Raw genomic sequence first — 14,083 nt, forward strand, 5'->3', positions numbered from 1 at the left:
CTGCGGCGCGTGCGGGAATTCGACAATGCAACGATACCCGAGCGGCGCGCGAGGCGCGCCTCAATCGCTTGTCAATCGCTTGTCAGTTGCGCGTCAGTCGCGTCCGGGCCAGAGCGCCTCGACGGTCTCGGCAGGCAGATCGGGCGCGGTGCCCGAAATTTGCGCGGCAATCAGGCGCGCCGAGCCCAGCGCGAGCGCCCAGCCGGCCGGACCATGGCCCGCGTTGACGTAGAGGCGCGCATGCCCGGCGTTGCCTGCCGCCGGCATGCCGTCGGCGGACAGCAACTTCATGCCTTCCCACGCCAGCGCCGCCGAAATGCGCGCGGCGCCCGGCGCCCAATCGCGCGAAGCCTCGCCGAGCAGGGCGAGGGCTTCTTCGGTGAGCGCTTCGGGCAGCGCTTCGTCAAGTTCCTTCACGCGCTGGAGCACCGCGCCGCCCGAGATGCGCAGCCGGTGGTTCGTGCGCGTGATCGCAATACGCCGCGCCACATCGATCAGTGTCGAATGCGGTACACATTCCTCGTGCGCGACTGGCGCGTTCAGCGTGTGCACCCGCACCGGATGGAACGGCAACTTGAAGCCGAGCGGCGCGAGCAGCTTCGGCGTTTGCGCGCCGGCCGCGACGACCACGGCATCGGCGGAAATGACTTCGACTTCGCGCTTGCGCGCCGTTTCGTCAGGGAGGGGCGCGAGTTCCACGGCTGCGCGCGTGTTTTCGAGCCGGATCGCCCTTACGGTGCGCCCGGTCTGGAATTGCACGCCACCCATCGTATCGAGCACCTGCTTGAGCTGCTTGATGAAGAGCGGGCAGTTGGCCACGCGCGCCTGGTCGAAACGGATGGCGCCCGCAAACGGCGGATCGGCGGGAATCGTAGGTTCGGACGCCACGCACTCGTGAGGCGTAAATACGTGATGCGGCGTCTCGAATTTGCGCAGCAGTTCGAGCGCGGGCTGCGTGAGCGACCACTCGTCGCTGCCGCGCACGAGGTAGAGCAGGCCTTCGCGCTGCTCGTATTCGAGTTCGAAGCGGCCTTCGGCCTCGTCGAGTGCGTTTTGCGCCGATTCGATCAGCGGACGCAGGAGCGTGTAACGTGCGGCGAAGGTTTCGGAGCCGTGCAGGGACGCAAGGCGCTTCACGAAGTTGCGCGCGTGGCCGGTGAAGCCTGTCTTGCAGATCACCCCGCCCGACGACTGCCGGCCATTGCGCAGGAAAGTAGGCCCGAACCAGACGTCGAGCGGTGTGGGCAGCACGACGCCGCTATGGCCATAGCTCGCGCCTTGCGCGACGGTGGCGTGGCGCTCGACCACGCAGACGCGATGGCCCGCCGCGCGCAACTGATAGGCGGTGGCGACGCCGGCGATTCCGCCGCCAATGACGATGACATCCATGACGATTTGATCTGCTGGCAGGCGGCGCGCCGAGGGACGAGGGCGCCGTGCCGAAGAGGGTGAGGCATGCGGCGCAGGCTGTCGCGCCGATCGGGTGAAACGCGCAATCATAGCAGCCAAATCGGCCCGGTTGCCATGCGCGTAGCCAGGGCGCTTTCACGCAGACGTCGCGGGCGTGGGCTCGAGCGCTTCGCGGCTACCTTGCGGCACGGCCAGACGGGGTCTTCCGGGTTATAATCGCGGTCTCCTCATCGCCCGACGTCGGCCCGACGTCATCGCCTGCGTGCGGCGCTTCGCCACCCCGCGAGACGCCCGTGAAAGGCGATGGCGTGACGCAACAGCCGACGCAACCTCGACGCAACGCCCCAGTCCATGGCCCACTTCTCGTGTTTCCCCGGTGCTTCGGCCCTTTCCGACTTCCGTCAGACCCGCCTGCTCGAAACGCTCCAGCGTGTCGACGCCAACATCGTCGGCGTGCACGGCCAGTTCCTGCACTTCGTCAACTCGGCCACGCCGCTCTCCGCTGACGACAGCGCGAAGATCGAAGCGCTGATGCACTACGGCGCGCCGTTCGCGGCCCCGCAGGAGCGCGGCAGCGCGGCAACCTTCCTTGTCGTGCCGCGCTTCGGCACCGTGTCGCCGTGGGCGAGCAAGGCCACCGACATCGCGCATCACTGCGGCCTCGAACAGGTGCGCCGCATCGAGCGCGGCGTCGAGTACACGGTGATCCTGAAGAGCGGCCTGCTGGGCGGCAAGAAGAGCTTGTCGGATGAGGCGCACGCCGCCGTCGCGGCTGCGCTGCACGACCGCATGACCGAGAGCGTGGCGGCTTCGCGCGACACGGCGCTGCATCTGTTCGACGAGCTGCCGGCGCGCCCGATGCAGACTGTCGACGTGCTCGGCCACGGCCGCAAGGCGCTCGAAACGGCCAATGGCGAACTGGGCCTCGCGCTCGCCGACGACGAAATCGACTACCTCGTCGACAACTTCACGAAGCTCGGGCGCAACCCGACCGACGTCGAGCTGATGATGTTCGCGCAGGCCAACAGCGAGCACTGCCGGCACAAGATCTTCAACGCGAGCTGGACCATCGATGGCCAGGACCAGGACCTGTCGCTGTTCGCGATGATCCGCAACACCGAGAAGGTGAGCCCGCAGGGCACGATCGTCGCGTACTCGGACAACTCGTCGATCATGGAAGGCGCGGTGGCCGAGCGCTGGTTCCCGCGCAAGAACAATGCGGACGGCGTTCCCGGCGAACAATACGGCCGCCACACCGAACTCACGCACACGCTGATGAAGGTGGAGACGCACAACCACCCCACGGCTATCTCACCGTTCGCGGGCGCGGCCACGGGCTCGGGCGGCGAAATCCGCGACGAAGGCGCAACGGGCCGCGGCGCGCGTCCGAAGGCCGGCCTCACGGGCTTCACGGTCTCGAACCTCGACTTGCCCGACGCGCGCGAAACGTGGGAAAACGCCCGCGACGCGGTCACGCCGCTCGCGCACCGCAATCCCGCCGATGAAGCGCAGGCCTATGGCCGCCCGGACCGCATCGCTTCGCCGCTGCAGATCATGATCGACGGCCCGCTCGGCGGCGCCGCGTTCAACAACGAATTCGGCCGCCCGAACCTTGGCGGCTACTTCCGCACCTACGAGCAGAACGTCGCGGGCACCGTGCGCGGCTATCACAAGCCGATCATGATCGCGGGCGGCATCGGCAACATCAGCGCGAAGCTCACGCATAAGCTCGACCTGCCCGCGGGCACGCTGCTGATCCAGATCGGCGGCCCCGGCATGCGTATCGGCATGGGTGGCGGCGCGGCCAGCTCGATGGCCACGGGCACCAACACCGCTGAGCTCGATTTCGACTCGGTGCAGCGCGGCAACCCGGAAATCGAGCGCCGCGCGCAGGAAGTCATCAACGGCTGCTGGCAGCTGGGCGAAGCCAACCCGATCCTGTCGATTCACGACGTGGGCGCGGGCGGCCTCTCGAACGCGTTCCCCGAACTCGTCGACGGCGCCAACAAGGGCGCGCGCTTCGAATTGCGCGAGGTGCAGCTCGAAGAATCGGGCCTTTCGCCGCGCGAAATCTGGTCGAACGAATCGCAGGAGCGCTACGTTCTGGCGATTCCGCCCACCGATCTGCCGATGTTCGAGGCGATCTGCAAGCGCGAGCGCTGCCCGTTCGCTGTGGTGGGCGTGGCGACCGAAGAGCGCGAACTGAAGCTGATCGACACCGACGAAGCGGCGCTTGCCGCGAACGGCGGCCACCAGCCCGTCGACATGCCGATGGACATCCTGCTCGGCAAGCCGCCGCGCATGCACCGCAACGTCGAGCACGCGAGCGTGCCGCTCACGCCGGTCGAAGTCACGGGCATCGCGCTCGATGAAGTCGCGAAGAGCGTGCTGCGCAATCCCACTGTGGGCAGCAAGTCCTTCCTTATCACCATCGGCGACCGCTCGGTGGGCGGCACGACGGTGCGCGACCAGATGGTTGGCCCGTGGCAGGTGCCGGTGGCCGACTGCGCGATCACGGCACTCGATTACGCGGGCTACAAGGGCGAAGCGATGACGATGGCCGAGCGCACGCCGCTCGCCGTGATCGATGCGCCCGCGTCCGGCCGCATGGCCGTGGGCGAGGCGATCACCAATATCGCCAGCGCGCCGATTCTGTCACTCGACAAGCTCAAGCTCTCGGCGAACTGGATGGCTGCGTGCGGCGCACCGGGCGAGGACGCTGCGCTCTACGACACGGTGAAGGCGATCGGCATGGAGCTGTGCCCGACGCTGGGCATCGGCATTCCGGTGGGCAAGGACTCGCTCTCGATGCGCACGAAGTGGAGCGATGAAGGCGTGGCGAAGGAAGTGGTCGCGCCGGTTTCGCTCATCATTTCCGCGTTCGCGCCGGTCGAGGACGTGCGCCGTCACCTCACGCCGCAACTGCGCCGCGTGGATGAAGTGGGCGAATCGGTGCTGATCGCGATCGATCTGGGCCGGGGCAAGAACCGCATGGGCGGCAGCATCTTCGCGCAGGTCACGCAGCAGGTCGGCGACGCCGTGCCTGATGTCGATAGCGCAGAGGACCTCAAGCAGTTCTTCACGGCAATCCAGCAACTGAACGCGAACGAGCAACTGCTCGCGTACCACGACCGCTCGGACGGCGGCCTGTGGGCGACGGTCTGCGAAATGGCCTTTGCCGGCCATACGGGCGTCACGCTGAACGTCGACATGCTCACGCTCGACAACGAGCACGAGTCCGACTACGGTGACGCGAAGGACTGGGCGAAGCAGACCAGCGGCCGCCGCGACGACCGCACGCTGCGCGCACTGTTCTCCGAAGAGCTGGGCGCCGTGGTTCAGGTGCCGGCGCAGCAGCGCGACGCTGTGTTTGCAGTGCTGCGTCAACACGGTCTCTCGGCGTGCTCGCACGTGATCGGCTCGCTGAACAACCGCGACTCGATCGAAATCTATCGCGACGCCAAGCGCATCTACGAAGCGCCGCGTTCGGAACTCCAACGCGTGTGGGGCGAAGTGAGCTGGCGCATCGCGCGCCTGCGCGACAACCCCGCGTGCGCCGACGCCGAATACGACGCGCTGCTCGACGCCGCCGATCCGGGCATGCAGCCGCATCTCACGTTCGATCCGGCTGAGGACGTGGCCGCGCCGTTCATCGGCAAGGGCGTGCGTCCGCGCGTGGCGGTCCTGCGCGAGCAGGGCGTGAATTCGCACCTCGAAACGGCTTATGCGTTCGACCGCGCGGGCTTCGATGCACACGACGTGCATATGAGCGACCTGCTCGAAGGCCGCGCCACGCTCGCCGACTTCGCGGGCGCGGTGGCCTGCGGCGGCTTCTCGTATGGCGACGTGCTGGGTGCGGGCGAAGGCTGGGCCAAGACGATCCGCTTCAACGCGAAGCTCGCGGACATGTTCGCGGCGTTCTTCGCTCGCGAGGATACCTTCGCGCTTGGTATCTGCAACGGCTGCCAGATGCTGTCGAGCCTCGCTTCGATGATCCCGGGCGCGCAAGCCTGGCCGAAGTTCACGCGCAACAAGTCGGAGCAGTTCGAAGCGCGCTTCTCGCTCGTGGAAGTGCAGAGCTCGCCGTCGATCTTCTTCAACGGCATGGAAGGCTCGCGCATTCCGGTCGCGGTCGCGCATGGCGAAGGGTTCGCGGACTTCTCGCAGCAGGGCGACCTCTCGAAGGTGGCCGTGGCGATGCGCTACGTCGACCATCACGGTCAGGCAACCGAAGGCTATCCGTTCAACCCGAACGGCTCGCCGCAGGGCATCACCTCGGTCACGACGCCCGATGGCCGCTTCACCGTGCTGATGCCGCATACCGAGCGCGTGCAGCGCACGGTGACGATGAGCTGGCACCCCGAAGGTTGGGGCGAAGCGAGCCCGTGGCTGCGTGCGTTCCAGAACGCGCGCAAGTGGCTGGGTTAAGCCGAAGCCGCGCTGCCGGTCGGCTGAAGCGCTGACGGCACGGTCGAGGTCCAGAGGCCCCGGCCACGCTCAGAAGTTGAGTGTGGCCGGGGCCTTTGTGTTTGGGTTGCCTCAGGTGTTGGCTTGCAGCGAATAGCGCAAACGTGCCGCGAGCACCGGCAACAAAAAAACCCGCGCCTTCGCAGGTCGCGGGGTTTTTCTTTTTCGCAGCAAGAAAGCCGCGCAACGGCCCTTACTGAATCTTCGCCTTGTCGCGCAGTTGCTTCTCGAACGCGAGCAGCTTTTGCTGCTGCAATTGCTGCACGATTTGCGGGCGCACCTGCTCGAGCGGCGGCGGGGCGATGTCGCGAATGTCGTCCACGCGGATGATGTGCCAGCCGAACTGCGTGTGCACCGGCGTATCGGTGATCTGGCCTTTCTGCAGATGCGTTGCGGCATCGGCGAATTCCGGCACGTAGGCCTTCGGGTCCGACCAGTCGAGATCGCCGCCGTTCTTTGCCGAACCCGGGTCCTTCGAGTACTGCTTCGCGAGGTCTTCGAAGCTCGCGCCGCCCTTGATCTTCGCGATCAGGTCCTTCGCCTGCTGCTCGTTGTCCACGAGGATGTGATGCAGGTGATACTCCTTGCCGGCCGCGGCTTGCGTGAGCTTGTCGTACATGGCCTTGACTTCGGCGTCGCTGGGCGGGTTGCTCTTGAGGAAGTCCTCGATCCACGCATGCAGGACGACCTGCTGCTGAGCCATCGCCAGTTGGGCCTTCACGGCCGGGCGGTTCGGAATCCCGACGCGCGCCGCTTCCTGCATCAGCACCTGGCGATTGATGAGTTCCTCACGCACGGCCTTGTCCAGGTCCGGCGTGTCTTGCTGGCCCTGGGCCACGACCTGGGCGATCAGCGCATCGGCCTGCGACTTCGGAATCGGCGTGCCATTCACCACGGCAACGTTCTGCGCAAAGGCGGGAGCCGCCGCGAACGCAGCCAGCAACACCCAGAGGCGGGTTTTCTTCAAGGTCATCGAAAAGTCCTGATGGGGCGAACTAAAAAGAGTGGGGGTTAGCGGGGTGCGCCTAGCGGGGCTGCGCTGCGGCCTCTTCGGGCGTGAGCGCGGTGATTGCGAGCGCGTGAATGCCGCGCTGCATGGCTTCGGCCAGCGCATCATACACCATGCGATGCCTTGCCACGCGGGCTTTCCCGGCGAATGCGGCCGCCACGATCGTGACGTGATAGTGGCCGCCCGCCGATGCGCCGGCATGGCCGGCATGCTGTGCGCTGTCGTCGCGCACGGCGATCGATTCGATGGGGGCTAGCGCGGCCGAAAGGCGCGTTTCGATCAGCGCCATGCGCTCCGCAGGGCTGGCATGGAGAAAAACGTCGCTCATTCTTCTTCCTTCATGTAACGCGAGAGCCACAGGCTCTGGCCAACGATGAACACGACAAGAATGCCGGTCGCGCCAAAGAGCTTGAAGTCGACCCACGCATCGGTGGAGAAGTGGTACGCGACGAACAGGTTCAGGATGCCGAGCAGCGCGAAGAAGATCGACCAGATGAAGTTCAGTTGCGTCCAGATGCGCGGGGGCAGGGTGATCTGCTTGCCCATCATCGCTTCGATGAGGTTCTTGCCGAACACGACCTGCGAGACCAGCAGCACGACCGAGAACGCCCAGTAGAGGACCGTGGGTTTCCACTTGATGAAGGTCTCGTCGTGCAGCATGAGCGTGGCGCCGCCGAAGACGACGACGATGCCCAGACTCAGCCACAGCATGGGGTCGACCTTGCGATGGCGGAAGGCGACCCACGCGATCTGCGCGAGCGTTGCGACGATCGCAACGGCTGTGGCCGTGAAGATGCCCCACATCTTGAAAGCGACAAAGAACAGGATGATCGGGAACAGATCAAACAGAAATTTCATATCGGCCTGGAAGTTGACGAAATGAGCCGCAAAAAGAGGGCGCGACGCACTCGATCGTGCGTCACACCCCACGCGAGCGTGCCTCGCTCGCGTTCACTTGGGCTCGAATTGTAGCGCAGCCGAATTGATGCAATACCGAAGGCCGGTCGGGGCCGGGCCGTCCTCGAACACATGCCCGAGATGCGCGCCGCAGTTCTTGCAGCGCACTTCGATGCGCAGCATGCCGTGCGCGCGGTCGGTGCGCTCCTCGATCACTTCGCCGTCGATCGGGCGGAAGTAGCTGGGCCAGCCGCAGCCCGCGTCGAATTTCGTGTCCGACTCGAAGAGCGGCGTGCCGCAGCACACGCAGTCGTACACGCCGCGCTCGGTGTGGTCCCAGTACTTGCCCGTGAAGGGGCGTTCGGTGGCCGCGTGGCGCGTAACCTGGTATTGCGTGTCCGAGAGCTGCTTGCGCCATTCGGCGTCGCTCTTGTGACCGGGGTACGCGTCGGAGTTGTGATCGTCCTGGCTCATGTCGGTTTCCTGTGAGAGCAAATGCGCGGGGTATGCAATGTGCGGGCCATATATGAGGGCTCGCTCACGAAGAGCAACTGACTTCGAGCGAGCTCGCCCAATCGGGCGGCAATGCGGCGTAGGCTTCATGCTCAGGCTGCTCGTCGAACGGGCGCTTGAGCACGTTCGCAAGCCGTTCGACTTCGCTGAAGTCTTTCTGCGCGGCGCGCTCGATCGCGGTTTGCGCGAGGTGGTTGCGCAGTACGTATTTCGGGTTCACGCGATTCATCGCCGTGGCGCGCGCGGCGTCGTCGCGCGCTTCGTGTGCGAGGCGCGCGCGATAGTCGAGCGCCCACGCATCGAAGGCGGCGCGATCGAGGAACAGATCGCGCACCGACGTGTCGCCTTGCGCATCGTGCTTCGAAACGCGCGCAAGGTGGCGGAACGTCTGCGTGAAGTCGGCGCGGTTCGCATGCATGATTTCGAAGAGGCGGTCCGCGAGTGCGTCGTCGCCTTCGTGCGCGTGTTCGAGGCCGAGCTTCGCGCGCATGCGCGCCTCGAACGCGGGTGCGAAATGCCCCTTGAAGCGCTCGAGCACCGCTTGCGCATCAGCTACGCAGCGCTCGCCGCGCGCCTTTTCGTCGGCGATGTCGTAGTGCGCGCCAAACAGCGGCAGCAGCGCTTGCGCGAGGCAGAACAGATTCCAGTACCCGATCTGCGGCTGCATGCGGTAGGCGTAGCGGCCCTGCGAGTCGGAGTGGTTGCAGATGTGATTCGCGTTAAAGCCGTCGATGAAGCCGAACGGGCCGTAGTCGATCGTGAGGCCGAGAATCGACATGTTGTCGGTGTTCATTACGCCATGGCAGAAGCCCACGGCCTGCCACTCGACCATCAGCGCCGCCGTGCTGCGCACCGCTTCGTCGAGCAGCGCGAGATACGGATCATCGGCTTCGCGCAGATGCGGATAGAAGCGACCGATCACGTGGTCCGCGAGCGCGCGCAGCGCCTCGACATTGTCGTTCGAATAGAAATGCTCGAAGTGGCCGAAGCGCACGAAACTTGGCGACACGCGCGTGACAACGGCCGCGGTTTCAAGTTCTTCGCGCCGCACCGGCTGATCGGAGCCGGTCACGGTCAGCGCGCGCGTGGTGGGAATGCCGAGGTGGTGCATGGCCTCGGAGCACAGGAATTCGCGGATCGACGAGCGCAGCACCGCGCGGCCGTCGCCCATGCGCGAATAGGGCGTGCGTCCCGCGCCCTTGAGCTGCACTTCGAGGCGCTTGCCCGCGTGCTCGATCTCGCCGAGCATGAGCGCGCGGCCGTCGCCTAGCTGGCCGGCCCAGACGCCGAACTGGTGTCCCGAGTAGACGCTCGCATACGACATCGTCGAAGGCGTGCGCTCGCGCGTGAAGTTGCCGCTGAAATACTCGGCGAATGCCGGATCGGCAACCACCGATGCATCGAGTCCGAGCAGCGCCGCCGTTTCTGTCGAGAAACCGACTACGTAAGGCGCAGGCAGCGGCGCACCGGGCAGCCGTGTATGGAAGGTCGCGCCGAGGGCCGCGAACGTGTCGTCGCGCGGCACGCCGAGCGCGCGTTCGAAGTCGGCGAGCGGGCCAGTGGCCGGCGCGCGCGGGGCGGTCGAGCCGCCGTTTGAGTCAGTTTGGCCTGGTGAAAACGACATGTTGAGCGCCTGTTGAATAGCCGATATTGTAAGTCCGCGCCGGCAGGCGTGCAGGAGGCAGCGCCGAAGCCGCCGGGCACCGCGCCATCCCATACAAGAAAGATGCTGGCATTCGAGTCGAGGAGACCGCTGACCATGACCGCGACGACCGCGCCGCTGTTGGGACAAATGATGGACGTGCCGCTCCTCGTGTCGTCGTTGATCGCGCACGCGGCGCGCCATCACGGCAGCACGCAGATCGTGTCGCGGCGCATCGAAGGCGACGTGCATCGCTATACGTACCGCGAATGCGAGGTGCGTTCGAAGCAGCTCGCGCAGGCGCTCATCGCGCTGGATGTCGAGCCCGGCGAGCGCGTCGGCACGCTGGCGTGGAACGGCTATCGGCACCTCGAAGCCTACTACGGCGTGGCCGGTTTTGGCGCGGTGTGCCACACCATCAACCCGCGCCTCTTTCCCGAACAGATCGCCTGGATCGTCAATCACGCGGACGATCGCTACGTGCTGTTCGACATTACCTTCGCCGCGCTCGTCGACACGCTCGCGACGCAATGCCCACAGGTGCGCGGCTGGATCGCGCTATGCGACGAGGCGCACTTGCCGACGATGCAAACGCCGGTGCTCAGCTACGAAACGCTGCTCGCGGCGCAGGATGGCCGCTTCGAATGGCCCTTGCTCGACGAGCGCAGCGCGTCGAATCTCTGCTACACCTCGGGCACCACCGGCAACCCGAAGGGGGCGCTCTATACGCATCGCTCGGCCGTGCTGCATGCCTATGGCGCGTCGATGCCCGATGCGATGGGTTTTTCCGCGCGCGACGCCATGCTGCCCGTCGTGCCGATGTTCCATGTGAACGCGTGGGGCGTTCCACACGCGGCGCCGCTCGCCGGCACGAAACTCGTGCTGCCCGGCAAGGATCTCGACGGCAAGTCGCTCTACGAACTCATGGAAGCCGAGGGCGTGACATGCTCGGCTGGCGTGCCGACGGTATGGCTCGGCCTGCTCGCGTACATGCGCGAGGCGGGCGTGAAATTCTCCACGCTCAATCGCACGGTGATCGGCGGATCGGCGTGCCCGCCGGCCATGCTGCGCAGCTTCGAGGACGACTACGGCGTGCAGGTGATCCACGCGTGGGGCATGACCGAGATGTCGCCGCTCGGCACGCTTTCGAAGCTGAACTGGGAGCAGTCGCAGCGTCCGCTCGAGGCGCGGCGCGCGCTGCTCGAAAAGCAGGGACGCGTGATTTTCGGCGTCGACATGAAAATCGTCGGAGACGATGGACGCGAGCTGCCCTGGGACGGCGTGGCGTTCGGTGATCTGTATGTGCGCGGGCCCTGGGTCATCGACCGGTATTTCAAGCAGGAAAACGGCACGCCGCTCGTGGACGGCTGGTTCCCGACCGGCGATGTCGCGACCATCGACCCCGATGGCTTCCTGCAAATCACCGACCGCAGCAAGGACGTGATCAAGTCGGGCGGCGAGTGGATCAGCTCGATCGAGCTCGAGAACATCGCGGTCGCGCACCCGGCCATCGCGGAGGCCGCCTGTATTGCCTGCGCGCACCCGCGCTGGACCGAGCGGCCGTTGATCGTCGCGGTGAAGAAGCCGGGCGCCGAAGTCACGCGCGAGCAATTGCTGGCGTTCTTCGAAGGCAAGGTGGTGAAGTGGTGGCTGCCCGATGACGCGGTATTCGTCGACGAGCTGCCGCACACGGCCACTGGCAAGCTGCAGAAGCTCAAGCTGCGCGAGCGGTTTCGCGATCACGTGCTGCCGAGTGCGCTGGAGGCGGGCGATCAGTGCCCGCTCTAGCCAATCTGGCGCGGCAGGATGCATTTGAACGAAGCGCAGCCCCCGGGCTGCGTTTTTTTTGGGGGCTGGCTGGCTTTCGCGCTTGGGCAGGGGGATCGGTACAAACCCCGATGCCTTGTGCGCAGCAAAAAAATTGAACGAACGTTCTTTTTTCGGTATTCTGCGTGTGAACCGGGAATGCCGGACAATGAAGCGGCCGGCGCGTGTCCGCGCGAGTCAGGCGACTCCCGCGAGGCACAACGCGGTCCGCAAGCACGGAGGCAGGCAAATGGCAGTGGATTACACGACTCGCGACGGCGTCGCCGTCATTACGCTCAACAATCCGCCCGTCAACGGGTTGGGGCATTCGACCCGGGCCGGCATCGTCGAGGGACTGGCGCGCGCCAACAGCGATCCGGCCGTCTCGGCCATCGTGATCACGGGCGCCGGCAAGGCCTTCTCGGGCGGCGCAGACATCACCGAGTTCAACACCCCCAAGGCGACTCAGGAACCCACGCTCCACACCGTCATCAAGGAAGTCGAGAAGAGCGCGAAGCCCATCATCGCCGCGATCCATGGCGTTGCGATGGGCGGCGGGCTCGAGCTCGCGCTCGGCGCGCACTATCGCATCGCGGCACCCGGCGCGCAGATCGCGCTGCCCGAGGTGAAGCTTGGCATTCTGCCCGGCGCGGGCGGCACGCAGCGCCTGCCGCGCGCGATCGGCCTTGAAGCCGCGCTCAACATGATCGTGACCGGTACGCCCGTGCTCTCCGAAAAGCTCGCGAATGCAGGCCTTTTCGATGCCATGGCGCAAGGCGATCTGCTCGACGAGGCCATCGCGTTCGCGCGCCAGGCCGCCGGCAAGCCAGGCCCGCATCCGCTCGTGCGCAACCGCAAGATCGAGCACGCGAATGCCGAAGGCTTCCTGCAGTTCTCGCGCAATACCGTTGCGGCGATGTCGAAGAACTATCCGGCGCCGCTGAAGTGCGTGGACGCCATTGCCGCTGGCGTGAAGCAGGGTTTCGATAAAGGCCTCGCGTTCGAACGCGAATGCTTCGTCGAACTCGTGCAGACGCCCGAGAGCCAGGCGCTGCGCCACGCGTTCTTTGGCGAGCGCGCCGCAAGCAAGATCCCTGACGTGCCGTCGAGCACGCCCACGCGTGCGATCCAGCAAGTGGCGGTGATCGGCGCGGGCACGATGGGCGGCGGCATCACCATGAATTTCCTCAACGCGGGCGTGCCGGTCACGCTGCTCGAAACGAAGCAGGAAGCGCTCGATCGCGGCCTGGCAACGATTCGCAAGAACTACGAAGCGCAGGTCAAGAAGGGCAAGCTCACGGCGGAAAAGCTCGAAGCGCGCATGGCGCTGATTCGCCCGACGCTGACCTATGACGACCTCAAGCAAGCCGACCTCATCATTGAAGCCGTGTTCGAAGAACTCGGCGTGAAGGAGCAGGTGTTCACGCGCCTCGATGAAGTCGCTAAGGCGGGCGCCATTCTCGCGTCGAACACCTCGACGCTCGACGTGGACAAGATCGCGGCGTTCACGAAGCGTCCGCAGGACGTAGTAGGTCTGCACTTCTTTAGTCCTGCCAACGTCATGAAGCTGCTCGAAGTCGTGCGCGGCAAGGAAACGGCCAAGGACGTGCTGGCCACGGTCATGCAGGTCGCGAAGAAGATTCGCAAGACGGCCGTGGTGTCGGGCGTGTGCGACGGCTTCATCGGCAACCGCATGATCGAGCAATACATCCGCCAGGCGCTCTACATGCTCGAAGAAGGCGCGCTGCCCGCGCAGGTCGATCGTGCGATAGAAAAGTTCGGCTTCGCGATGGGTCCGTTCCGCATGAGCGATCTCGCGGGCAACGACATCGGCTGGGCGATCCGCAAGCGCCGCTATCAGGAAACGCCGGAAATCAAGTATTCGAAGGTCGCTGACCGCCTGTGCGAACAGGGCCGCTTCGGCCAGAAGACCGGCGCGGGCTGGTACGACTACAAGGCGGGCGAGCGCAACGCGCTGCCTTCGAAGCTCGTGGACGAGATGATCGTCGCGTACTCGAAGGAAGTGGGCGTCCAGCGCCGCAAGATCAGTGACGAGGAAATCGTCGAACGCCTCGTGTACGCGCTGGTGAACGAAGGCGCGATGATCCTCGAAGAGGGCATTGCGTCGAAGGCGTCGGACATCGACATGGTCTATCTCACGGGCTACGGCTTCCCGCTGTGGCGCGGCGGCCCGATGCTCTACGCAGACGCGGCCGGCCTCTACAACGTGGCGCGCGCGATCCGCCGCTATGCGCAGCAGCCGAACGGCGACGCATGGCAGATCGCCTCGTCGGTTGCCGAACTGGCGGAAAGCGGCGGTACGTTCAACTAAGCACTTT

The 14,083-nt window shown here is 65.7% G+C and carries 9 protein-coding genes; 3 read left to right on the forward strand and 6 right to left on the reverse strand.

Annotated features, from left to right (window positions below):
• Positions 1-93: 93 nt before the first annotated feature.
• Positions 94-1,389: an FAD-dependent oxidoreductase gene (locus HV773_RS20500; RefSeq protein WP_175196544.1), complete on the reverse strand. Its 1,296-nt coding sequence runs from the start codon at positions 1,387-1,389 to the stop codon at positions 94-96.
• A gap of 372 nt (positions 1,390-1,761) precedes the next feature.
• Between HV773_RS20500 and purL the strand changes: the two genes are divergently transcribed.
• Positions 1,762-5,838 carry a phosphoribosylformylglycinamidine synthase gene (gene purL, locus HV773_RS20505; protein ID WP_175196546.1) on the forward strand — a complete coding sequence of 1,359 codons (4,077 nt, stop codon included), beginning with the start codon at positions 1,762-1,764 and terminating at the stop codon, positions 5,836-5,838.
• Between the two features lie 232 nt (positions 5,839-6,070).
• Here the strand turns inward: purL and HV773_RS20510 are convergent, their stop codons facing one another.
• From HV773_RS20510 to HV773_RS20530, 5 genes are all read right to left on the reverse strand, one after another.
• Positions 6,071-6,850 (reverse strand): peptidylprolyl isomerase, encoded by a 780-nt coding sequence (locus HV773_RS20510; protein ID WP_129562062.1) that lies wholly within the window; start codon positions 6,848-6,850, stop codon positions 6,071-6,073.
• 52 nt (positions 6,851-6,902) lie between these two features.
• Positions 6,903-7,214 carry a BolA family protein gene (locus tag HV773_RS20515; protein WP_129562061.1) on the reverse strand — a complete coding sequence of 104 codons (312 nt, stop codon included), beginning with the start codon at positions 7,212-7,214 and terminating at the stop codon, positions 6,903-6,905.
• On the reverse strand, positions 7,211-7,744 hold the full coding sequence (locus HV773_RS20520; RefSeq protein ID WP_129562060.1) for a septation protein A: 534 nt from the start codon (positions 7,742-7,744) through the stop codon (positions 7,211-7,213). Before HV773_RS20520 ends, HV773_RS20515 begins: the two co-directional genes overlap by 4 nt.
• 93 nt (positions 7,745-7,837) lie before the next feature.
• On the reverse strand, positions 7,838-8,257 hold the full coding sequence (gene msrB / locus HV773_RS20525; protein ID WP_129562059.1) for a peptide-methionine (R)-S-oxide reductase MsrB: 420 nt from the start codon (positions 8,255-8,257) through the stop codon (positions 7,838-7,840).
• A 64-nt stretch (positions 8,258-8,321) separates the two neighbouring features.
• Positions 8,322-9,920, reverse strand: coding sequence for a protein adenylyltransferase SelO (locus HV773_RS20530; RefSeq protein ID WP_129562058.1), 1,599 nt, complete (start codon positions 9,918-9,920; stop codon positions 8,322-8,324).
• Between the two features lie 135 nt (positions 9,921-10,055).
• Here HV773_RS20530 and HV773_RS20535 point away from each other — a divergent pair, with 135 nt between their 5' ends.
• Both HV773_RS20535 and HV773_RS20540 read left to right on the forward strand, forming a co-directional pair.
• A complete protein-coding gene (locus HV773_RS20535; protein WP_129562057.1) occupies positions 10,056-11,726 on the forward strand; it encodes a 3-(methylthio)propionyl-CoA ligase in 1,671 nt (556 codons plus the stop codon).
• A gap of 268 nt (positions 11,727-11,994) precedes the next feature.
• Positions 11,995-14,076 carry a 3-hydroxyacyl-CoA dehydrogenase NAD-binding domain-containing protein gene (locus HV773_RS20540; protein WP_129562056.1) on the forward strand — a complete coding sequence of 694 codons (2,082 nt, stop codon included), beginning with the start codon at positions 11,995-11,997 and terminating at the stop codon, positions 14,074-14,076.
• Positions 14,077-14,083: the final 7 nt, after the last annotated feature.

The organism is Paraburkholderia caffeinitolerans (assembly GCF_902859945.1).
Classification (GTDB): domain Bacteria; phylum Pseudomonadota; class Gammaproteobacteria; order Burkholderiales; family Burkholderiaceae; genus Paraburkholderia; species Paraburkholderia caffeinitolerans.